Annotated in this window: 22 protein-coding genes; 13 read left to right on the top strand and 9 right to left on the bottom strand. The window is 60.6% G+C overall.

What is annotated here, in order from left to right:
- Position 1: 1 nt before the first annotated feature.
- A complete protein-coding gene (locus KUV86_RS19615) occupies positions 2–1,156 on the bottom strand; it encodes an ABC transporter ATP-binding protein (protein ID WP_206943591.1) in 1,155 nt (384 codons plus the stop codon).
- A 108-nt stretch (positions 1,157–1,264) separates the two neighbouring features.
- Positions 1,265–1,930, bottom strand: a complete 666-nt coding sequence (locus tag KUV86_RS19610; protein ID WP_206943589.1) for an ABC transporter permease — start codon at positions 1,928–1,930, stop codon at positions 1,265–1,267.
- 455 nt (positions 1,931–2,385) lie between these two features.
- Here KUV86_RS19610 and KUV86_RS19605 point away from each other — a divergent pair, with 455 nt between their 5' ends.
- The 7 genes from KUV86_RS19605 to KUV86_RS19575 all read left to right on the top strand — a co-directional run bounded on the left by KUV86_RS19605 (position 2,386) and on the right by KUV86_RS19575 (position 9,379).
- Positions 2,386–2,847, top strand: a complete 462-nt coding sequence (locus KUV86_RS19605) for an SUF system Fe-S cluster assembly regulator (protein ID WP_206943587.1) — start codon at positions 2,386–2,388, stop codon at positions 2,845–2,847.
- Between the two features lie 73 nt (positions 2,848–2,920).
- On the top strand, positions 2,921–4,363 hold the full coding sequence (gene sufB, locus KUV86_RS19600) for a Fe-S cluster assembly protein SufB (protein WP_206943584.1): 1,443 nt from the start codon (positions 2,921–2,923) through the stop codon (positions 4,361–4,363).
- Positions 4,364–4,437: 74 nt separating this feature from the next.
- Positions 4,438–5,190, top strand: coding sequence for a Fe-S cluster assembly ATPase SufC (sufC, locus tag KUV86_RS19595; RefSeq protein WP_222486299.1), 753 nt, complete (start codon positions 4,438–4,440; stop codon positions 5,188–5,190).
- The gene (gene sufD / locus KUV86_RS19590) at positions 5,187–6,557 is read left to right on the top strand and encodes a Fe-S cluster assembly protein SufD (RefSeq protein WP_222486298.1); all 1,371 of its coding nucleotides are present in this window, start codon (positions 5,187–5,189) and stop codon (positions 6,555–6,557) included. The genes sufC and sufD overlap by 4 nt, the downstream gene beginning before the upstream one ends.
- Before the next feature lie 2 nt (positions 6,558–6,559).
- Positions 6,560–7,801, top strand: coding sequence for a cysteine desulfurase (locus KUV86_RS19585; protein WP_206943578.1), 1,242 nt, complete (start codon positions 6,560–6,562; stop codon positions 7,799–7,801).
- Positions 7,802–7,879: 78 nt separating this feature from the next.
- On the top strand, positions 7,880–8,452 hold the full coding sequence (sufT, locus tag KUV86_RS19580) for a putative Fe-S cluster assembly protein SufT (RefSeq protein ID WP_222486296.1): 573 nt from the start codon (positions 7,880–7,882) through the stop codon (positions 8,450–8,452).
- Between the two features lie 54 nt (positions 8,453–8,506).
- The gene (locus KUV86_RS19575) at positions 8,507–9,379 is read left to right on the top strand and encodes a vancomycin high temperature exclusion protein (protein ID WP_222486293.1); all 873 of its coding nucleotides are present in this window, start codon (positions 8,507–8,509) and stop codon (positions 9,377–9,379) included.
- Positions 9,380–9,433: 54 nt separating this feature from the next.
- Here the strand turns inward: KUV86_RS19575 and KUV86_RS19570 are convergent, their stop codons facing one another.
- From KUV86_RS19570 to KUV86_RS19555, 4 genes are all read right to left on the bottom strand, one after another.
- Complete coding sequence (locus KUV86_RS19570) at positions 9,434–9,931, bottom strand: hypothetical protein (protein WP_206943572.1); 498 nt, start codon at positions 9,929–9,931, stop codon at positions 9,434–9,436.
- A gap of 330 nt (positions 9,932–10,261) precedes the next feature.
- Positions 10,262–11,176, bottom strand: a complete 915-nt coding sequence (gene rimK / locus KUV86_RS19565) for a 30S ribosomal protein S6--L-glutamate ligase (RefSeq protein ID WP_206943570.1) — start codon at positions 11,174–11,176, stop codon at positions 10,262–10,264.
- Between the two features lie 33 nt (positions 11,177–11,209).
- Positions 11,210–11,647, bottom strand: a complete 438-nt coding sequence (locus KUV86_RS19560) for an ATP-dependent zinc protease (RefSeq protein WP_206943569.1) — start codon at positions 11,645–11,647, stop codon at positions 11,210–11,212.
- Positions 11,648–11,690: 43 nt separating this feature from the next.
- Complete coding sequence (locus KUV86_RS19555; protein ID WP_222486291.1) at positions 11,691–12,728, bottom strand: DUF3549 family protein; 1,038 nt, start codon at positions 12,726–12,728, stop codon at positions 11,691–11,693.
- Positions 12,729–13,328: 600 nt separating this feature from the next.
- Between KUV86_RS19555 and KUV86_RS19550 the strand changes: the two genes are divergently transcribed.
- The 5 genes from KUV86_RS19550 to KUV86_RS19530 all read left to right on the top strand — a co-directional run bounded on the left by KUV86_RS19550 (position 13,329) and on the right by KUV86_RS19530 (position 16,596).
- Entirely contained in the window at positions 13,329–14,075 is a 747-nt protein-coding gene (locus KUV86_RS19550; RefSeq protein WP_206943567.1) for an amino acid ABC transporter substrate-binding protein, read from the top strand.
- Positions 14,076–14,092: 17 nt separating this feature from the next.
- Positions 14,093–14,767, top strand: a complete 675-nt coding sequence (locus KUV86_RS19545; protein WP_206943566.1) for an amino acid ABC transporter permease — start codon at positions 14,093–14,095, stop codon at positions 14,765–14,767.
- On the top strand, positions 14,764–15,522 hold the full coding sequence (locus KUV86_RS19540) for an amino acid ABC transporter ATP-binding protein (protein WP_222163669.1): 759 nt from the start codon (positions 14,764–14,766) through the stop codon (positions 15,520–15,522). The genes KUV86_RS19545 and KUV86_RS19540 overlap by 4 nt, the downstream gene beginning before the upstream one ends.
- A gap of 63 nt (positions 15,523–15,585) precedes the next feature.
- Positions 15,586–15,930 (top strand): YqcC family protein, encoded by a 345-nt coding sequence (locus tag KUV86_RS19535; protein WP_206943564.1) that lies wholly within the window; start codon positions 15,586–15,588, stop codon positions 15,928–15,930.
- Between the two features lie 165 nt (positions 15,931–16,095).
- Positions 16,096–16,596 (top strand): gamma-glutamylcyclotransferase family protein, encoded by a 501-nt coding sequence (locus KUV86_RS19530; protein WP_222486289.1) that lies wholly within the window; start codon positions 16,096–16,098, stop codon positions 16,594–16,596.
- A gap of 111 nt (positions 16,597–16,707) precedes the next feature.
- Here KUV86_RS19530 and KUV86_RS19525 read toward each other — a convergent pair whose 3' ends face one another.
- Positions 16,708–17,349 (bottom strand): OmpW/AlkL family protein, encoded by a 642-nt coding sequence (locus tag KUV86_RS19525; protein WP_222486287.1) that lies wholly within the window; start codon positions 17,347–17,349, stop codon positions 16,708–16,710.
- Between the two features lie 202 nt (positions 17,350–17,551).
- The gene (locus KUV86_RS19520) at positions 17,552–18,160 is read right to left on the bottom strand and encodes an OmpW/AlkL family protein (RefSeq protein WP_206943560.1); all 609 of its coding nucleotides are present in this window, start codon (positions 18,158–18,160) and stop codon (positions 17,552–17,554) included.
- A gap of 500 nt (positions 18,161–18,660) precedes the next feature.
- Between KUV86_RS19520 and KUV86_RS19515 the strand changes: the two genes are divergently transcribed.
- Positions 18,661–19,008, top strand: a complete 348-nt coding sequence (locus tag KUV86_RS19515; protein ID WP_222486285.1) for a hypothetical protein — start codon at positions 18,661–18,663, stop codon at positions 19,006–19,008.
- A 150-nt stretch (positions 19,009–19,158) separates the two neighbouring features.
- Here the strand turns inward: KUV86_RS19515 and putP are convergent, their stop codons facing one another.
- On the bottom strand, positions 19,159–20,637 hold the full coding sequence (gene putP / locus KUV86_RS19510; protein ID WP_206943556.1) for a sodium/proline symporter PutP: 1,479 nt from the start codon (positions 20,635–20,637) through the stop codon (positions 19,159–19,161).
- Positions 20,638–20,742: the final 105 nt, after the last annotated feature.

Raw genomic sequence — 20,742 nt, 5'->3', positions numbered from 1 at the left:
CTCACTCCTTTGGCTCTGCGGTTACTGTTTCGCGCTGCTTGGTGCGAAAGCGTGCGCCCAGGTGGTGGGTCATGGCCCGTTGGGTGATCTGGCCACACACGCGTCCTTCTTCATCGACGCAGGGCAACCAGGTAATGTCCTGGGCAAACATCAGTGAAGCCACCTTGCGCAGGTCATCATCCAGGCTGACCGTGGCAGGCACGTTCTGGAAGTGATCGCGGCAATAGCCCTTGGTGGTTCTGGCCAGGGAGCGGCTGATCAAGCCGACCGGCTGGCGCTTGTCGTTGATCATCAGAATGGAGTTCTGGTAGCCGAAGTCATCGATGCGCTCCAGCGCTGTGGACAGCGTATCTTCCGGCTTCACCGTGCCGATCTCGTCGCTGACCACCTCGGACACCTTGACCAGATTGAGTCGTTTCAGCGCGCGGTCTTCCCCCAGGAAGGATTCGACGAAGGCATTCTTGGGCGCGGCCAGCAGGTCATCCGGGGTGGAGTACTGCACCAGCTTGCCCTCGCGGAAGACGGCGACGCGATCGCCCATCTTGATGGCTTCGTCGATATCGTGGCTGACGAACATGATGGTCTTGTTGAGTTCCTGCTGCATTTTAAGGAACTCATCCTGAATCACCGCACGATTGATCGGATCGATGGCGCCGAAGGGTTCGTCCATCAGCATGACCGGGGGATCTGCTGCCAGCGCACGGGCAACGCCGATTCGCTGCTGCTGGCCGCCAGACAGTTCAGAAGGAAAGCGCTTGAGGAAGGCATCCGGCTCCAGCGCGATCATGTGCATCAGCTCCCGCGCACGCTCCTTGTAGCGGCTCTTGTCCCAACCCAGAAGCTTGGGTACCACCGCGATGTTCTCTTCGATGGTCATGTTGGGAAACAGACCGATCTGCTGGATCACGTAGCCGATGTTGCGGCGCAGGTCCTGGGTGTTCATGTCGGTGGTATCGTCACCGTTGATGAAGACCCTTCCGGAGGAGGGTTTCACGATCCGGTTGATCATCTTCAGGGTGGTGGTCTTGCCGCACCCGGACGGACCCAGGAGGATGCAGATTTCGCCGGTGGGAACCTCCATGTTGATGTGGTCAGCGGCGACGACGGCGCCCTTGGGCGTATCGAAGACCTTGGTCAGATTTTCCAGACGAATCATCAGAAAGTCCTTGTGGCTAGTCGGCAGACGCGGGCGATGGGTCATTCAACATGCTGGTTGGATGACGGTGCCCGCTCTTTTTATTGGGGAACCAGGTAGTGGGGGACATCAGGCAGCGCTGGCGGCGCCTTCCATACCCTTGGGCGTAAAGCGCTTCTGGATCGCCAGCAGGCCATAGTCGACGATGATGGCCAGCAGGCTGACCGCAATGGAGCCAATGATCAGCTGGCGCGGGTCGGACTGGGAGATACCGCGACTGATAAAGGTGCCAAGCCCTCCTGCACCGATATAGGCAGCAATCGCCATGACGCCGATGTTAAGGACGACGGCGGTGCGAACTCCCGCCATGATCACCGGCACCGCCAGCGGTATCTCGACCATTCGCAGACGCTGACGGTGGCTCATGCCGATGCCGCGGGCAGCCTCGCGCAGGGCCGGGTCGACGTTATTGATGGCGGTGTAGGTGTTGCGAATGATCGGAAGCTGGGAATAGAGCAGTACGGCGATCACGGCCGGCAGATAGCCGATCCCCTGACCGATCAGCGACAGCACCGGAATCATGATGCCAAAGAGCGCAATGGAGGGGATGGTGACAATGATGGACGCAGCATAGAGCACCGCTTGTGCGACCCTCTCGTTGCGCGTGATCGCGATGCCAATAGGAACGCCGGTCAGGGTGGCGATGCCTACGGCCACACCCACCAAAGAGATATGCTCAAGCGTTCTGGATAGCAGCAAGTCCGCGTTCGCTATCGCGTATTGAATCAATTCCAAGGCAGTTGCTCCTGTTGAGCCGCGCAGCGTCGGTCACGTCGCGCTGTAAGAGGGCGGCGTGCTTTCAGCCCACGGGCAGTCAACTCGCCCGCTCAGGGCGAGGGCCTTCGTTCACTGGCCGTTGATTGGGCACAAGCTTAGCAGAATGCTCTATCTATTTGGTTTGATCATGAATGACGATATGCAATGAAGGGAATTGATGGATCTGATGCATGTCTTGCGGCACAGGTCGTACAAGATGGCTAAGCGTCATTGTTTTAGTGAATGAGAATGATTGTGTTTTTGTATTCATCTGCGTCGATCATGCCGAGATCCTGGCGGCTATCGGGTCAATAGCGTGGTATAGGGCGGCTCGGCTCTTCACATCGGGTTTATACAGGACTAAAATGGTCCCCAATCGAAGCAGGGGCTGAACTCTGCACCGACGAAGAGGGGAGCTCCCCGAGGAGAGGCGAATGCTGAAGCTGTCTCGCATGACAGACTATGCGGCAGTGGTAATGGCGCAGATTGCGCGCCATCCGCGCGAGCCGCACGCCGCGGGAGAGCTCGCCGACGCGGTGCAGCTGCCTCACCCTACGGTGAGCAAGACGCTGAAGATGCTGGTGAAAGCGGGGCTGCTGGTGTCGCGCAGAGGGGCCCAGGGAGGCTACCAACTGGCTCGTGCCGCCTCCGAGATCACGGTGAGCGACATCATTTCTGCCATCGAAGGGCCCGTCGCCGTCACCGAATGCAGCCATGCCGAGGGCGACTGCGATCTGGCATCCACCTGCGGCGTAGCCGACAACTGGCAGCGGGTGTCGCTGGCCATACGCGAGCTTCTGGACAGTATCACCTTGGCGCATCTGGCAGACAGCTCTCCGCTGAAAATGCCGGTTCGCCTGCCGATTCAAAGCGTTAGCCTGGCGGCGGAAGCCTGACCAGCGTCTCATCGACTTCATTACCCTGGGCGGGTGACGCCCGCCGACCGAACCGTCCGGGAGGGGACACATCATGGCAAGTCAGGAAATGGAACAGCTCGTCCGTCGCGAATATAAAGAAGGATTCGTGACCGACATCGAGAGCGACACGATCCCGCCGGGACTCGACGAAGATACCATTGCGTTCATCTCCAACAAGAAGGGTGAGCCGGCATGGATGCTGGAATGGCGGCTGGATGCCTATCGTCAGTGGTTGAAGATGACGCCCCCGTCCTGGGCACATCTGGACTATCCGCCGATCGACTATCAGGCGATTTCCTACTTCAGTGCCCCGAAGCGTGAAGAAGACAAGCCCCAGAGCCTCGATGAAGTCGACCCCAAGCTGCTCGAGACCTACGAGAAGCTGGGTATCCCGCTGCATGAGCGTGCCGCACTGGCTGGGGTGGCGGTCGATGCCGTCTTTGACTCCGTGTCCGTGACCACCACGTTCAAGGACAAGCTGGCCGAAGCGGGCGTGATCTTCTGTTCCATCTCCGAGGCGATTCGCGACTATCCAGAGCTGGTAAAGCAGTATCTGGGTACCGTCGTGCCCACCAGCGACAACTACTTCGCGGCGCTGAACTCGGCAGTGTTCACCGACGGTTCCTTCGTGTTCGTGCCGGAGGGCGTGACCTGTCCGATGGAGCTGTCCACCTACTTCCGTATCAACGCCGCCAACACCGGCCAGTTCGAGCGCACCCTGATCGTGTGCGAGAAGAAGGCGCAGGTGTCCTACCTGGAAGGCTGCACGGCGCCGATGCGCGACGAGAATCAGCTGCACGCCGCAGTGGTCGAGCTGGTGGCTCTGGAAGACGCCAGCATCAAGTACTCCACCGTGCAGAACTGGTACCCGGGCGACGAAGATGGCAAGGGCGGCATCTACAACTTCGTCACCAAGCGCGGTGATTGCCGCGGTGATCGCTCGCACATCAGCTGGACCCAGGTGGAAACTGGCTCGGCCATTACCTGGAAGTATCCGTCCTGCGTGCTGCGCGGCAAGGACTCCATCGGCGAGTTCTATTCCGTGGCGGTGACCAACGGTCGCCAGCAGGCCGATACCGGTACCAAGATGATTCACCTGGGCGAGGGCAGCAAGTCCACCATCGTCTCCAAGGGTATCTCTGCCGGCCGCTCCAACCAGTCCTACCGCGGTCTGGTTAAGGTGGGGCCGCGGGCCAAGGGTGCGCGTAACTTCACGCAGTGTGACTCGCTGCTGATCGGCGACACCTGTGGCGCCCATACCTTCCCCTACCAGGAAATCGGTAACTCCACGGCGACCGTGGAACACGAGGCCACGACCTCCAAGATTGGTGAAGACCAGCTGTTCTACTGCCAGAGCCGCGGCATCTCCGAAGAAGACGCGGTCAACATGATCGTCAACGGCTTCTGCAAGGATGTGTTCCAGGAGCTGCCGATGGAATTCGCCGTCGAGGCAGAAGCACTGCTCAACGTGACTCTGGAAGGTGCGGTGGGCTGATCGCCCGCGCCCTCCGCCAACCCTGTTAGTTACACCCCGTCGCCTGGAGCGGCGGGCACTGCAAAGGTGTCAACATGCTCGAAGTCAAGGATCTCCACGTCACCGTCGAGGGCTCTGAAATCCTCAAGGGTCTGACTCTGTCCATCCAGCCCGGTGAAGTGCACGCCATCATGGGCCCCAACGGCGCAGGCAAGTCCACCCTGTCTGCGGTGATTGCAGGCAAGGACGGCTATGAGGTGACCGCCGGAACGATCACCTTAGAAGGCCGCGATGTGCTCGAGATGGAGATTGAGGAGCGTGCTCAGGCGGGCCTGCTGCTCGGTTTTCAGTACCCGGTGGAGATTCCGGGAGTCAAGAACATCTACCTGCTCAAGGCAGCGCTGAATGCTCAGCGTGAAGCCCGTGGAGAAGGCGAGATTCCCGCGCCCGAGTTCATGAAGCTGATCAAGGAGAAGGTGTCCTTCATGAAGATGGACAACAGCTTCCTGCAGCGCGCGGTAAATGAAGGCTTCTCCGGTGGCGAGAAGAAGCGTAACGAGATCCTGCAGATGCTGGTATTGCAGCCGAAGCTGGCGATGCTGGATGAAATCGACTCCGGTCTCGATATCGATGCGATGAAGGTGGTGGCCGAAGGCGTCAACTCGCTGCGCAGCGAAGATCGCGGCATCCTGCTGGTGACCCACTACCAGCGCCTGCTGGACTACATCGTGCCGGATCATGTGCACGTGCTGGTCGATGGTCGTATCGTCAAGAGCGGTAATGCCGACCTGGCGCGTGAACTCGAAAGCCGTGGCTACGACTGGGTCGTAGAGGAGTCTGCTGCATGAACCAGACAGCAAGCCAGGGAGCAAGTGAGGTCCAGCGCTTTCTGGATCGTCTGAGCGAGCGCAGCGCACGTCGCAGCGGTGAGCCGACCTGGATCGCCGCGCGGCGCCAGGCGGGCGCTGCCCGCTTCGAAGCGATGGGGTTTCCCGATCGCCGCGTCGAAGAGTGGAAGTACACCGACGTTCGTGCCATCAGTCGCGGTGATTTCCAGCTGGCAGAGGATGCGGAGTTTTCGCCTGCCAGCGCAGCGGCGCTGACGCTGCCAATGGATGCTCATCGACTGACCTTCGTTGATGGTGTCTTTTCCAGTGCCTTGTCGGACCTGACCGAACTGCCCGGCGGTGTTCAGGTGCAGCCGCTGTCCCAGGCGCTCGAGGAGAATCATGAAGCTGTCGGCGGTCCCTTAGGGCGGCTGACAGGCGTGGAGTTCTCGGCCTTTTCTGCGCTGAATACCGCGTTCTTCGAGGAAGGTGCGCTGGTGCGTCTGGCGCCGGGTACGGTGGTGGAAAAACCCATCGTGCTGCAGTTCCTGTCCCGGGCCAACCAGACGGCGGTGATGAGCCATCCGCGCATCCTCATCGAAGCGGCCAGTCGCAGCCAGGCCACCGTGATCGAGCATCACGTGGGTGAAGAGGGCGCTGCCAACTTCACCAACCTGGTGGAAGAAGTGATGCTGGATCGTGGCGCCCACCTGACCCATTACAAGTTGGTGGAGTCGCCGGAGCAGGACCTGCACGTGGCCAGCATCCACGTCGAGCAGTGTCGCGATGCCCAGTTCACCTCCTTCAACCTGACGCTGGGTGGTGGTCTGGTGCGCAACGACCTGATCAGTGACCTCAATGGCCAGGGTGCGGAAGTCACCTTCAATGGGCTGTTCTATGGTCAGAATCGTCAGCATGTGGACAACCACACGCTGGCCAACCATAACGCACCCCACACCTTCTCCCACGAGAACTACAAGGGCATCCTCGACGACCGTGCGCATGGCGTGTTCAACGGCAAGGTGATCGTCAAGCGCGACAGCCAGAAGATCGAGGCGGATCAGAGCAACGCCAACCTGCTGCTGTCCGATCGCGCCCAGATCGACACCAAGCCTGAGCTGGAAATCTACGCGGATGACGTCAAGTGCTCCCACGGCGCGACGACCGGCCAGTTGGATGAAGAGGCCGTGTTCGCCCTGCGTACCCGTGGTTTGGACCAGGCGACCGCGCGAGGCCTGCTGACCCTGGCCTTCGCCGGTGAAGTCATGGATCAGGTCGACCTGGATGCCGTGGCGGAGCGGGTCGAGCTGACCGTCGCCGGCAAGCTGCCCGAGCGCTTCCATCTGGCTGGTCTGGTCGAGGCTGCCGTCGCCCTCAACGAGGACTGAGCATGACCCACTTCAGCGATCTGTTGCTCGATGTGGCCCGTGTCCGCAGTGACTTCCCGATCCTTGATCGGGAGGTTCACGGCAAGCCACTGGTGTATCTGGACAATGCGGCGACCAGCCAGACGCCGCGGCAGGTGATCGAGACCTTTGATCACTACTATCGCCAGATCAACGCCAATATCCATCGGGGCTTGCACACCCTGGCGGACGAGGCGACTGCCGCCTATGAAGGCAGCCGAGAAACGGTCCGCGCCTTCATCAATGCGCCCAGCACGCGTCAGGTGGTGTTCACTCGCGGCACGACCGAGGCGATCAACCTGGTTGCCCAGAGCTGGGGTCGGGCGAACCTGGGACCTGGTGATGAAGTGCTGGTGTCCCAGCTCGAGCACCACTCCAACATCGTGCCCTGGCAGCTGCTGTCTGCCGAAAAAGGTTTCACCATCAAGGTGATTCCGGTCGATGAGCGTGGTGTGCTCGACCAGCAGGCGTATCAGGACCTGATCGGTGAGCGCACGCGACTAGTGGCGGTCAATCACGTGTCCAACGCGTTGGGGACGGTCAACCCCGTCGCCGACATGGCGCGCGTGGCCCATGACCACGGTGCCTTGATTCTGGTGGATGGCGCTCAGGCGGCACCGCACCAGCCCATCGACGTTCAGGCGATCGACGCTGACTTCTACGCGTTTTCCGGGCATAAGGTGTACGGGCCAACCGGTGCGGGTGTGCTCTATGGCCGTGAGTCGTTGCTTGAAACCATGCCACCCTGGCAGGGCGGTGGTGAGATGATCGCTACCGTATCCTTCGACGCCCCGACCACCTTTGCAGCGATACCCCACAAGTTCGAAGCGGGGACTCCCGCGATTGCCGAGGTCATTGCCCTTGGCAAGGCGATCGAGTGGGTCAACGGCATTGGTCTTGAGCACATTGGTGCCTGGGAGCAGCGCTTGCTGGAGCATGCCACCCTCAGTGTGGGGGCCATTGACGGTCTGCGCATCCTGGGGACGGCCCCTGACAAGGCCGGAGTGCTGTCCTTTGTGGTGGACGGTGTGCATAGCCAGGATATCGGCCTGCTGATCGATCAGTTGGGTGTCGCCATTCGCACCGGGCACCATTGTGCGCAGCCGTTGCTGGCGCAGTTTGGTGTCGATGCGACCTGTCGCGCCTCCTTCGCTGCCTACAACACCCCCGAAGAGATCGATGTGCTGGTCGAGAGCCTGGATCGCGTCATCAGCATGTTGCGTTGACAGGGTCATGGACCTGGGTGCGTCGCGCGGCCCAGGTCCATCGACCGGAGTGACTGGCATCGCCAGCTAAGGATGTGCATGAGCGAGTACGATCAGATTGCTCAATTGAGCAAGGGGCAGCAGCTGCCGCTGCAGCGAGACGTGGACGTCATCTCGATCCCTTTCGGCAAGACAGTGGTGCTCAGCGAAGACAGCGTTGTCTCGGTGATGCAGGCCAAGGGCAGCACGGTCAGTGTCGCCTATGAAGGGCGTCTGTATCTCATTGAAGGCGCCAACCTCGATGCGGTAGGGCTCGAGTCATTGCCGCGACCGACCCTGGATCCCGCGGCGGATGATGACGCCATCGAGGCCTTCGTGTGGGAGCAGCTGCGTACCTGCTTCGACCCTGAAATCCCGGTCAATATTGTGGATCTTGGGTTGGTCTATGGTTGCCGCATAGAGCGGCTGATCAGCGGTGAGCGAATCGTGACCATTCGCATGACGCTGACCGCGCCCGGCTGTGGCATGGGTGACGTGATTGCTGCGGATGCGCGCAACAAGATTCTGGGGGCGCCTCAGATCTCGAAAGTGCATACCGAGATTGTGTTCGATCCCCCCTGGAGTCGTGAGATGATGACCGACGAAGCCAAGCTCGAACTTGGCATGTTCTGATCTTCGCCCCAGCGCTGGATCGGATCCGGGCTCCCGCTGTTACTTGGAACTGCCATGCGCGATTCGCTGCTGAGCATCTTTCGTCGTCTATTGCTGGTGCTTGGCAGCCTGGCACTGCTGCTGGCGCTGGCCTTCGTGGCGGCCAACGCCTGGATGGTCATGTCCACCCGCCAGCGGATCGCCCCCAGCCTGGCAGAGTGTCGACCCCATCAAGTCGGCATTGTCTTCGGCACGTCCCACTGGACCCGTAGCGGAGCGCGAAATCCTCATTTCGAGGGGCGGATGATTGCAGCGGCCCGGTTGATGAATGACGGGGTCTTGCGGCACTTGCTGGTATCGGGTGACAACTCGACGCGCTATTACAATGAGCCGGTGACGATGTGGCGAGACCTCAAGGAACGGGGTGTCCGTGAGGTGGACATGACGCTGGATTACGCCGGATTCAGCACCTTCGACACGCTGGCCCGAGCGCGTGACGTGTTCGAGGTCAAGCGCGCGCTGCTGATTACCCAGGACTGGCACCTGCCGCGAGCGCTGTTTATCGGCGATGCGCTGGGGCTTGAGGTGGCGGGGTGTCCCGCACCGGAGAGAGAAAATACCTGGTGGCTCATTCTCAGGGAGTGGGTGGCTCGGGTGGCAACCTTGGGTGACCTCTACCTGTGGGATCGGGAGCCTCGTTTTCTGGGCCCCCTGGAGCCGCTGAGTATCGTTCCCCCGGAAGCGTCACCCGATGCTCGAGATCTCCACGACATCATCGAGGATGCGCTGGAGGTCGGGATATCAGACGAGGAGGTGCCGGAACTGCTCAGCGAGCCGGCAGACACGTCTGGCGTCGATGCTCAACGAACGTCTCCTGCCAGTTCCTACGCTGACGCTCATGTCGACCCCGTCGACCAGGCCGAGGAGTCAGCGCCAGCTGGGCGCTAAGATACGCGCTGGTGCACGACCGGACATCCGCCATGGGGGACAAGCGCTGAGCGATCAGCGCTTGCCCGGACGAGAGCCTGCGCGGTTGGGCTTGCGTCCAGTCTGACGGCGTGGGGTTGTCGACTTCTGCAGGTCGTAGAGCTCGCGAATCAGTGCGCGACAACCTTTCCAGATGCTGTCCAGCACCGGCTCGATGGGGGCCGGCAGGGGATGGGTGAACAGCGTCGACAGGGACTGCATGAGCACGCGCTCCTGCTCCAGCAGTTCGTTGATCAGGACCTGAGAATCGTTGCCGACAAAGCTCTTGAGGCGACTCCATAACCACATGTAGTCGTCGCGTTCCACGTCGGCATCGCGAGGCAGAAGATCCAGGTGTTCGCGGGCCAGGCTCTGTAGCTCGCGCATGGTCTTCTTACGCGTCTCGAAATGGGGCTCCAGCGCGTCGCGCAGCGACGGCCGCAGGCGCTCGAGGTTGTCCTGGAAATAGTCAATGCTGTCTGCCAGGGCTTCCAGCAGGCTGTCCATCGCCACCTGGCGATTATCGAGAAACATGCGCGTCACCTCCTCCGGTGACGCAAATTGTGGGGCTCTGACACGAGTTTTGCCACCCCTAATCTGTCAAATATTTATGATTCTTGCCGCGCTGCGCAATTGACTGCGACCTTCGTCTATCTTTGTAAGATATAGCGTCGACTATTTGCGGAAATGTCGCCTTTAAGGACGGCGAAGTCGGGCGAAATAGGTAGCCTGGGCGTCCTCGCGTGATCAAGGCGATCATGCTTTCGGCTACCGAGGATCTGGGAAGCGGATAACACAAGGGCGACCGCTGATGCGGTCGCCCTTGTGGTGCGCGGCGTTCAGGTCGTCATCGGCGTGACGTCCTCAGCCTTTCGGTTTGGCGGGTGCCCGTGTCCTCGGTCGTGCGGTGGCGCTCTTCTCGAGGTGTTCAATGACCAGGCCGGCGATGTCCTTGCCGGTTGCCGTCTCGATGCCTTGCAGGCCCGGAGAGGAGTTCACCTCCATGACCACGGGACCGTGGTTGGACCGCAGCAGATCTACCCCAGCGACGCGCAGGCCCATGGACTTGGCAGCACGGATCGCGGTGGAACGCTCTTCCGGTGTGATGCGGATGACGCTGGCACTGCCGCCACGGTGCAGGTTGGAACGGAACTCACCTTCGGCGGCCTGACGCTTCATGGCCGCCACCACTTTGTCGCCGATCACAAAGCAGCGGATGTCGGCGCCCCTGGCTTCCTTGATGTACTCCTGCACCATGATATTGGCCTTCATTCCCATGAAGGCCTGAATCACCGATTCAGCGGCCTGGTTGGTCTCCGCCAGGACCACACCAATTCCCTGGGTTCCTTCCAGCAGCTTGATGACCAGTGGAGCGCCCTTGACCATGGTGATCAGGTCGGGAATGTCGTCCGGCGAGTGGGCAAAGCCAGTCACCGGCAGGCCGATCCCCTTGCGGGACAACAGCTGCAACGAGCGTAGCTTGTCGCGTGAGCGAGTGATCCCGACGCTGTCGTTGAGAACGGTGACGTTCATCATCTCGAACTGTCGCAGGACCGCACATCCATAAAAGGTGACCGACGAGCCGATCCGGGGGATGACGGCGTCGAAGGGCTCCAGCTCTTCCCCCTTGTAATGAATGGAGGGGTGGTGCGAGGCGATGCTCATGTAGCAGCGCAGGGTATCCACGACGCGTGCTGTGTGGCCGCGCTGTTCGGCGGCTTCCACCAGACGACGGGTGGAGTAGAGATTGCGATTGCGGGACAGCAGTGCGATGTGCATGTGCGAGTCTCCAGAGCTGGGGCGGTGGAACCGTCAGGGTTCGCCGTGAAGGAAAGTGGCACCCGGTGCCACCAGCAGGCGGCGAAGGGCACGGCGTCCCAGAAGCATGGGGTGGCGCATATTGCGCCTGTCGGTCAGCGACAGCTCGACGGGAAACTCCAGGTCCCCCATCTGCATGCGTGTGCGCACGAAGTAGCGCCACTCAGCGTGACCATTGGAGCTGGTGACCTTGCGCCTGTCATGCAAGTGCATGCGGTATTGATGCGCCGGGCTATCAGGCCCGCCCGCGCGACTGACGAAGCTGACCCACAGAATATCGTCTTCCTCGAAGGACTCGATGTCCTCGGCATGCAAGGCTGATGTGCGTGCGCCGGTATCCACCTTGGCACACAGATGCAGGTGCAGGTCCGGCAGGATCACCATCTCGCGACGACCGACAACCGCTTGTGCCTGAAAGGGCAGGTCCTTCATATCGTCTCCTTGTAGGGGTAACCCGAACACACCAGTGGGCAGCTCAATGACCCTGGCGTCCCTTGACGATTGCCAGGCGGCTGGCAGTCGCTGAGCCCTCAGGTGCCTGGCGCAGGGTCATCAGCACCGGCAGGCGTAGCCGCGGGATCTGTGCCAGGTCCCTGGCGAGTGCCATAAAGTCAGCTTCCTCGTTGGCTGCCAGTCGCTCGAGAAAGCGGGGCAGGCGTTCGGCGTCCTCTAGATGTTGCCATCCGCGCGCGGCCATGGCCGCCAGCGCATCGGGACCGCAGGCATGGCGGTCGGCCAGTAGTTGATCGAACCAGTCGGCAGCAACGCGACGGGAACCTCCACCGACGGCCCTGATGCAGGCGCAGTAGGTCTCGATATCGCCGTCACGGGCAGCTTGCTCGCCCCGTTGCCGCAGGCTGTCTGCCACGGCCTCATCAATGGCGACATGTTCCAGACAGTAGCATAGCGATGTCAGTACTTCGCTGTGCAGCTGCGGGATTGCATGGCGCAGTTGACGCTCGGTGTCGGTGGACAGTCGCACCACGTAGTCGGCAAGGCCTTGCAGTCCCAGTGCCTGCCAATCATGGCCGGCCTGTCCGGCGAAGAAGGCCTCGACGGGCTCGAGGTGTTCGCTGGCGGGGCGCTCGAGCTCGGCGCTGGCGCGGGCGTGCAAGACTGCCTGGAAAGCCAGTGACGGCGTGAAGGCCAGCGGATTGTCCTTCATCAGGTTGTCAATCTCGTCCTCGGCCGATGCCTCTAGCTGCTCGGCGCTTCGCCCCAGGGTCGATAGCAGGCGCTCCAGAAAAGCATCCCGTTGAGCCGCATCCAACAAGCCTTGCTCATCCAGCGGAAGGGCCAGAAACCAGATCAGTGGGTCCTGCATGGCGCCAAGGCGGAAGACCATGGCCAGCCTGGCCTTGCCTTGCCAGGGTTCTGGCCAGGGCACATCGCCGGCCTCGAAGTCAGCCAGGGTGTCCAGTGAGCAAGGATGTACGCGACGCCCCATATGGTAAAGATGCACGTCGGCACCGGTGAGGCGGAAGAAGTCGTGAAGAGAGTGGATCGCTTGCATGGTCGCTCCGGAAGATCAGCGTGCACTCTATCGTGCAGCGGCAGGTCTGTCAGCCGTCTGATCGCTAAATTTACCGCTATGGAATACATGGTGGCACGATTCGCTGGCGATTTTTTGACCAGGTGCCGCTAAAGGCCGCCAGTAGCGCGCTGTGCCAGTCTGTTCAGCGGTTATCCACAGGGACATGCAGGGCTTCTGTGCATGAAAGCGTCGCTGGTCCCTGTGGGTGTCATGCCTGTTGCTGTCGCTGTTGATCGTGATAGCGATGGGGCTGCTCTTGCCGCCTAACCACTGCTGCCCGAGGCCCCATCAGGTGTCTCTTCACGTTTAGCTCCGCCGCTGTGATGTCCCAGATCCATGCTGTGGGCAGGACCGACCAGGCGATAGGCGTTGCCAGGAGGGCTGTTGTCTCCTGGTCATAGCCGCGAGCTATGGCTGCTAGGCAGCTTTTCCACTGCGTCTGCTATCTAAATGGAATATAATGGGGGTCGTTTATTCCAAATTATGCTGAGGCGAGGGTGGGCCGTTGGTTGAAATTGTTCAGGTTGCCTCCAACTGTCTCTCCCTTTGCTGTCCATTACTGTCTTGAAGGAGTCGTCCATGGTTCGCCAACTGGCCGCATCTCTCGCTATCGCTGGTGCTCTCGGTCTCGCCAGCAATGCCTACGCTGATCCGCTCAAGGTGGGCATGTCGGGTGGTTATTTCCCCTTCACCTTTGTCGAACAGGACACCCTGAAGGGATTCGAGGTCGACGTCATGGAGGCGGTGGCCGACGAAATGGGCGTTGAGGTTGAGTTTGTCACTGCCAATTTCTCAGGCCTCTTTGGCATGCTGGAGTCGGGCCGTATCGACACCATCGCCAACCAGATCACCATCACTGAGGAGCGCGAACAGAAGTATCTGTTCACGTCGCCCTATGTCTACGATGGCGCCCAGGTGGTTACCCGGGAAGGTAATGACGAGGTGACCGGTGTCGAGGACCTGGCAGGCAAGACGGTCGCCGTCAACCTGGGGTCCAATTACGAGCAGCTGTTGCGTGAGCTCCCTTTCGCTGACGAGGTGGACATTCGCACCTACGAAAGCAATATCGAGCAGGACACCGCGCTCGGGCGTGTTGATGCCTTTGTCATGGACCGCGTCAGTGCGACCCAGGTGATCAAGGAGAAACCGCTGCCGTTGGCCCTCGCCGGCAAGCCGTTTTCCGAGATTCGCAATGCGCTTCCCTTCCGCCAGGAAGACGAGGCACTGCGGGATCAGGTGGATCAGGCGCTCGAGACCCTGCGTGACAATGGCACCCTCGGCGAGATCTCACAGCGCTGGTTTGATGCCGACATCACCACGCCCTGAGTGAGGGTGGCCAGCACATGAAGCTCCTCGATCTCGATTACATGCTTGGGCTGGTGCCCATTCTGTTGAGCTATCTGCCGCTGACGCTAGGCATGGCATTGGCTGGAATGGTGCTGGCCCTGGCCCTTGCCAGTCTGCTGGCGGTGGTTCGGGTCCTCAAGATACCGGTGCTCAATGGATTGACGCTGTGGTTTATCTCGTTCTTTCGAGGTACGCCGCTGCTGGTGCAGCTTTTCCTGTTCTATTACGGGCTGCCCCAAGCGCTGTCCTTTCTGACCGCTATTGATGGCATTACCGCGACCATCATGGGGCTGACCCTGCATTTTTCCGCGTATATGGCAGAGTCCATACGTGCCGCCATTGTCGGCGTCGACCGCAGCCAGACCGAAGCCGCGCTGTCGATAGGCATGACCAATGGACAGCTGATGCGTCGGATCGTGTTGCCCCAGGCAACTCGCATCGCCGTGCCGACGTTGATGAACTATTTCATCGACATGATCAAGGCGACCTCGCTGGCGTTTACCCTCGGCGTTACCGAGCTGATGGGAGCCACCCAGAAAGAGGCGGCGGGCAGTTTTCTCTACTTCGAAGCCTTTATCACCGTCGCGCTGATTTATTGGGCCATCGTGGAGGCGCTGGCGTGGCTGCAGCGACGTCTCGAATACCGACTCAATGAGGCCTATCGGCGATGATTAAGATAGAACAGCTAAGCAAGCGCTTCGGTGATACGCGAGTGCTTGATGGCATCGACCTGAACATCGAGCAGGGCGAGATTATCGTGGTCATCGGGCCGTCCGGTACCGGCAAGTCGACCTTGCTGCGATGCCTCAACTTTCTTGAGCGGCCTGATGGCGGACGCCTTACCCTGGGCTCGCTGAGCCTGGACCTGGCATCTGCCAGCAAGTCCTCCATCCTGGAAGTTCGACGCAGGACTGCCTTCGTCTTTCAGAACTACGCGCTGTTCGCCAACAAGACTGCCCTGGAGAACATCGCGGAGGGCTTGATTGTCGTCAACCGCTGGCCCAAGGCCAAGGCCCACGCCCGTGCCCGCGAGATTCTCGAGCGCATCGGCATGGCGGACAAGGCGGATGCCTATCCGGCATCGCTTTCTGGAGGGCAGCAGCAGCGCGTGGGTATTGGCCGTGCCATGGCCGCCCAGGCAGAGGTCATTCTGTTCGATGAACCGACCTCGTCACTGGACCCTGAATGGGTAGATGAAGTGCTCGCACTGATGAAGCAGCTGGCCCGGGAGCGACAGACCATGCTGGTGGTGACCCACGAGATGGCATTCGCGAGGGACGTGGCCGATCGTGTGGTGTTCATGGAAGGTGGGCGCATTATCGAGCAGGGGCCACCCTCGGTGCTGTTTACATCGCCCCAGGATCCGCGGACCCGCGATTTTCTACGCAAGGTGCTGCCTGCGGATGACGCACTCTCGCCCGGCTAGGGCGGGCCGGTCCATTGGCTTCAGAGCCCCAACCTTATTCATTTTTAACGACAGGGAGGCTGCATGCCGACCGAACCCACTGTACATGATGATCTTGCCGCAGCCCTGAGGGAGCTTCAGGCCACCATGAAAGCCGCCAACATGTGGCGCATGGACAAGCCTGAGCCGGCGGCATTCAACAGTCAGCAGCCGTTTTGTATCGACACCATGTCACTGCCCCAATGGCTGCGCTTTGTGTTCATTGCACGCCTTGAGGTGCTGGTAGATCAACAGGCAGCGCTGCCCGCCAGCTGTGATGTCGCTCCTGCGGTAGATGCCTATCTGATTCAGGAAGGGGCCAGCGCTCAGGATCGCGTGTTGCTGCGCAAGGTGGTGGAAGACATTGACCGTTTGATCACCGACAACTGAGACCGCACCAGCCTCGGCAGAGCGCGTATCGCCGGTGCGCACCGTGATGCGGATACTGTTCTAGATAGTGTTCTAGATAGCGTTTTAGGTAGTGGTCTAGAGAGTGTCCAGTAGGTCAGCCGACGCTGTCATGAACACTCATGCGTAGATGATGAGGAGCGAAACGTGCCCTGGTACTTTGCCTACGGCAGTAACATGAACCTGGCACGGGTCGAGGCCCGTATCGGAGACACGCGACGCGTGTTGCCTGCGACCCTTGAGGGATACGCCCTGCGTTTCAACAAGGCCTCGAAAGTACCGGGAATCGCCCACGCCAATGTGGTGCCCGCCGCTGGCGAGCGCGTAGAAGGGGCTCTGTTCGAGCTGATGGTGCCTGAGCAGATCGCGTCCATGGATCCCTTCGAAGGCTATCCCCAGGAATACACGCGCCAGCGCTTGCCACTGCAGACTGCCGAGGGGGTGATCGATGCCTGGGTGTATATCGCCAGCGCCGAGCGCCAGGGGGAGGGGCTCAAGCCCGCCCGCGAGTACCTCGAGCACCTGCTGGCCGGTCGTGACTTCCTGAGCGAAGGCTACCACCAGGCGCTGGCAGCGGTGGAGGCCGTCGAGCACCTCGATGATGCCACCCTGGGGAGGTTGGGACTTTCTCGCCACCATCCCCGCTAGAGCCGCTGCCTCGCTCGAGCCTCACTCAGGCTCAGCCACTGGCATTGACAGCACAGCGCCCGCGCCTGCCTGGCAGGAGCGGGCGCTGCATGTATGCGGACGTGCTCTGGATCAGAAGCGGTAGCTGATGCCGGCCATGATCACGTAGGGGTCCACCTCGATCTCGCCGATATCCTCGCCATTGAGGTCGACGTCGCTGTCGATGTCCAGGTACCACACCGCCATGTTGGCCGCCCAGTGATCGTCGATCAGCAGGTCCAGGCCCGCCTGGCCAGCCCAGCCCCAGGACTCTTCCAGGTCCAGGTCAGCACCCTGGAGGTCGATGTCTTCATCAGAGAAGTGGGTGTAGTTGACGCCGATGCCAGCATAGGGCTGGACACGGGAAGCGGTGCCACCGAAGGGATAGTATTGCACGGTCAGGGTCGGCGGCAGATGCTCGACGCTTGCGCCAATATCGGTGCCACCCACGTTCAGGTCCACGTCGTGTTCGAAGGGCTCGGCGGCCAGCAGTTCGACGCCAAACTTGTCGTGGAAGCGGTAGCCGAGGGTGAAGGCAAAACCGTTGTCGTCATGGACATCGGTATCCATGGTGCCGCCCATCAAGGAACCGTTGTCGGAGTCAGGCTTGACCTTGGCCACACCGACGCGGGTATAGAAGTCGCCCTTGCCATAGTCGGCAAGCGCTTGTGTGCTGACGAGGGCAGCGGAGCCAAGGGTGGCAATCAGTGCGGTAGTGACCAGGGGATGGCGCATGCAGTTCTCCTTGCGTACTGGCGAATGGGCGGACCCGATGTGAGCCAGTCTATGCTGTAGTGAGAATGCAGTTATTGACCTGCCTCAATACCTCTTTCGGTTCATGCCAATGGATTGGCCAACGAAAACGGCGCCTGGAAAGCCAGGCGCCGTGGTGTCAGCGATCTATGGAAATCAGACGCTGTCTTTCAATTATTTCTGGTTAGAAGCGGTAGGTGACGCCTGCACCGATGGTCATCGGATCGATTTCGGCTTCGCCGACGTCGCTGCCATTCACTTCGATATCGGAGTCGACGTCAGCGTAGCGTGCGTAGGTGCCCACCAGCAGGTTGTCAGTGACGCTCAGGTCAAGACCAACCTGTGCGGCCGCGCCATAGGAGCTATCCAATTCGGCGTTGAAGCTCTCGTCCGAGAAGTGGGTGTAGTTCATGCCCACGCCAACGTAGGGGTGGACGCGGGCGTTTTCGACGCCACCCAGCGGGTAGTAGTTGAGCATCAGGTTGACCGGGGTGCGGTCCACGCTGCCAATGTTGCCGCCGCCGACAGCGATATCATGCTCCATGGCTTCGGAGCCGTTCAGCTCGACGCCGAACTTGTCGTGGAACAGGTAGCCTGCACCATAGGCAAATCCGTTCTCTTCGGAGACATCAATGTCCTGACCAGCGATGTCACCATTGTCTGAAGTGGGATCGGCCTTCTCAAAACCACCGCGCACATAGAAGTCACCAGCCTGGTAGGCCATGGCGGACTGCGCAGCAAAAGCAGTGGTGGCGAGAAGAGCAGCGGTTCCCATCAGTCGTGTCATTTTCATGGTGGACCTCCTTGATGATCCTATGGCTTCGAAAAGTGAAGCTATGTTGTACAGGGCACAGTTTACGAACAGTGTTTCTAAATGTCTTGTAGAAATAAATAATCGGTTCGATAGGGGTAACTAGCGAAAAACTATGGAACTAACGAGCTGGCGCCGTGTCAGTGAGTCAAATCTGTACAACTTTTTTGCACATTTGGGGTGTGTGACGGGCCAAACAGCGGAGTGCCACGAGACAAAAGCTGAGTCCACGGCGCAGGAGCGACGGCCCGAGGGGCAAACGCTAGAGGTCAGAAGGCCAGGTGCCAGAAGGCCAGGGACTAGAAGGCCAGGGGACAGCAGTGAGAAAGCCAACACGGGGCGGTCAATTGCCCTGGATGACGCCTCAGGCGAGCAGGGGATACCTGGGCAACGGCAACGGGTGGTCCACGCGAAACCTCGCTGAACGGACGGAAATCGTCTTCACTGTGAGGTAATCATCTACCAATGGCGGGGGCGGCATTGTGATCAGACGTAACCGAAGCCGGTGGCTGGGCGTCTCCAACTTGCCTTGGGGGATGGCAGCCTTGGCGCTGGGCGCCTCTGCCTTGCTGGCGGTGTGGCTGCTGCTGGAGCCCTGGCTGATCAGTGGTCTGACACTGCCTGCTCGTGTGTTGATGGTGGGGCTAGGGCTTTGGGTAGTCGGCGTCGGCCTGGCACTGCCATTGTGCTACCCGTTGGTCACAGCGCCCACTGTCGGCGCGTCTCGCATGCTCATGTGGCTGCGAAGAGCGAGCGCCGCGCCCTGGTACCCCTTGGCCCTGGCGATCTTCGTCACCTTGTTGTTGGCCCGCTCCATTGGCGTGATATAACGGCAACCGAGTGATGCAACGGCTGAGGCGCAGTGACCTGTGAGCAGTGACCAGTGACAGGCCAAATACCGCCCCATATGAGAAGGCCGTCCCATATGCAGAAGGCCGCCCATCTGGGCGGCCTTCTGCGTCACGGCTGTCATTCAGCGCTTATGCATCTTCCAGTGTATCGAACTCTTCGGTGATCTCGCGGCTAGGTTCCTGAGTGGCAAGACTCACCACCACGATGGCGATGTAGGCAAAGATCACGCCCGGTACGATTTCATACAGATCAAACAGGCCACCTGACAGTTCAGCCCAGGCCACGACGGTGACGCCGCCGACCACGATGCCGGCCAGGGCGCCCCACTGGTTCATGCGGCGCCAGTACAGCGACATGATCAGGGCAGGACCGAAGGCGGCACCGAAACCTGCCCAGGCATAAGACACCAGACCCAGCACGGTGGAGTCAGGGTTCATGGCCAGCAGGTAGGCGACGATGGCGATACCCACGACAGCCAGGCGTCCCACCCAGACCAGCTCTGACTGGCTGGCATCGGGGCGGAACAGCGCCTTGTAGAAGTCGTCGGTCAGGGCAGATGAGGACACCAGCAGCTGCGAGTCCGCGGTGGACATCACCGCCGCCAGAATGGCTGCCAGCAGAACGCCTGCGACCAGAGGGTGGAAGATGGCGTTGACCATCACCATGAAGATGGTCTCACCGTCACCCAGGTCACGGGTCATGTAGACCAGGCCCAGCAGGCCCACGGCCATGGCGCAGACCAGGCACAGTCCTGACCAGGTGACGGCGATGCGGCGTGCAGTGGGAATGTCCGCTTCGGAGCGAATGGCGGCAAAGCGCGCCAGAATGTGGGGCTGACCGAAGTAGCCAAGGCCCCAGGCCAAGGAGCTGATGATGCCGATGGCACTGAGAGTTTCGCCGGTGGAGGCATCGACGAACCAGCTCAGCATGTCGGGGTTCTCTGCCAGGATCTGCTGGCCGCTGGCACCGAGCCCGCCCAGCTCAGTCAAGGCGATGACCGGAACGATCAGCAGCGCGGCGGCCATCATCAGGCCCTGGATAAGGTCCGTCCAGGATACCGCCAGGAAGCCACCAAAGAAGGTGTAGGAGATGATCGCGAGGGTGCCGACGGTGACCGCGATGGTGTAGTCGAAACCAAATACGGTCTCGAACAGCTTGCCGCCTGCCACCAGACCAGAACTGGTATAGAACAGGAAGAACAGCAGGATGAACACTGCCGAGATGACCCGCAGCAGAGGCGCCTTCTCGCGGAAGCGTTTGGCGAAGAAGTCCGGCAGGGTCAGCGCATCACTGGCCTTGAAGGTATAGATGCGCATGCGGCGTGCGACGATGAGCCAATTCAGCCAGGTGCCGATCAGCAGGCCGACGGCAATCCAGGCTGCAGACAATCCGCTGACGTAAGCGGCGCCGGGAAGACCCAGCAACAGCCAGCCCGACATGTCCGAGGCACCCGCCGAGATGGCCGATGTCCAGGGACCCAGGGAGCGGCCGCCAAGAATGTAGTCTGACAGGTTGGTGGTGCGCTTGTAGGCGATGATGCCGATGACCAGCATCAGTATCAGGTAGAGCGCGAACGTAATGCCAATCGTGGCGTTATTTTCGACCATGGGGTGCGTTCCTTGTGGTTTTTGTCGTGGGTGAATGGCGTTCTCTCGTCACCGTCTCTATAGCAAGACCGATGACCCCTTCAGTGGGCGCGGTGGTCGTTCGCG

It is taken from the genome of Halomonas sp. DP8Y7-3 (assembly GCF_019801675.1).
In the GTDB taxonomy this organism is placed as follows: domain Bacteria; phylum Pseudomonadota; class Gammaproteobacteria; order Pseudomonadales; family Halomonadaceae; genus Halomonas; species Halomonas litopenaei_A.
Note: the sequence above shows the minus strand (reverse complement) of the source record. Positions and strands in the feature narration are given on the sequence as shown.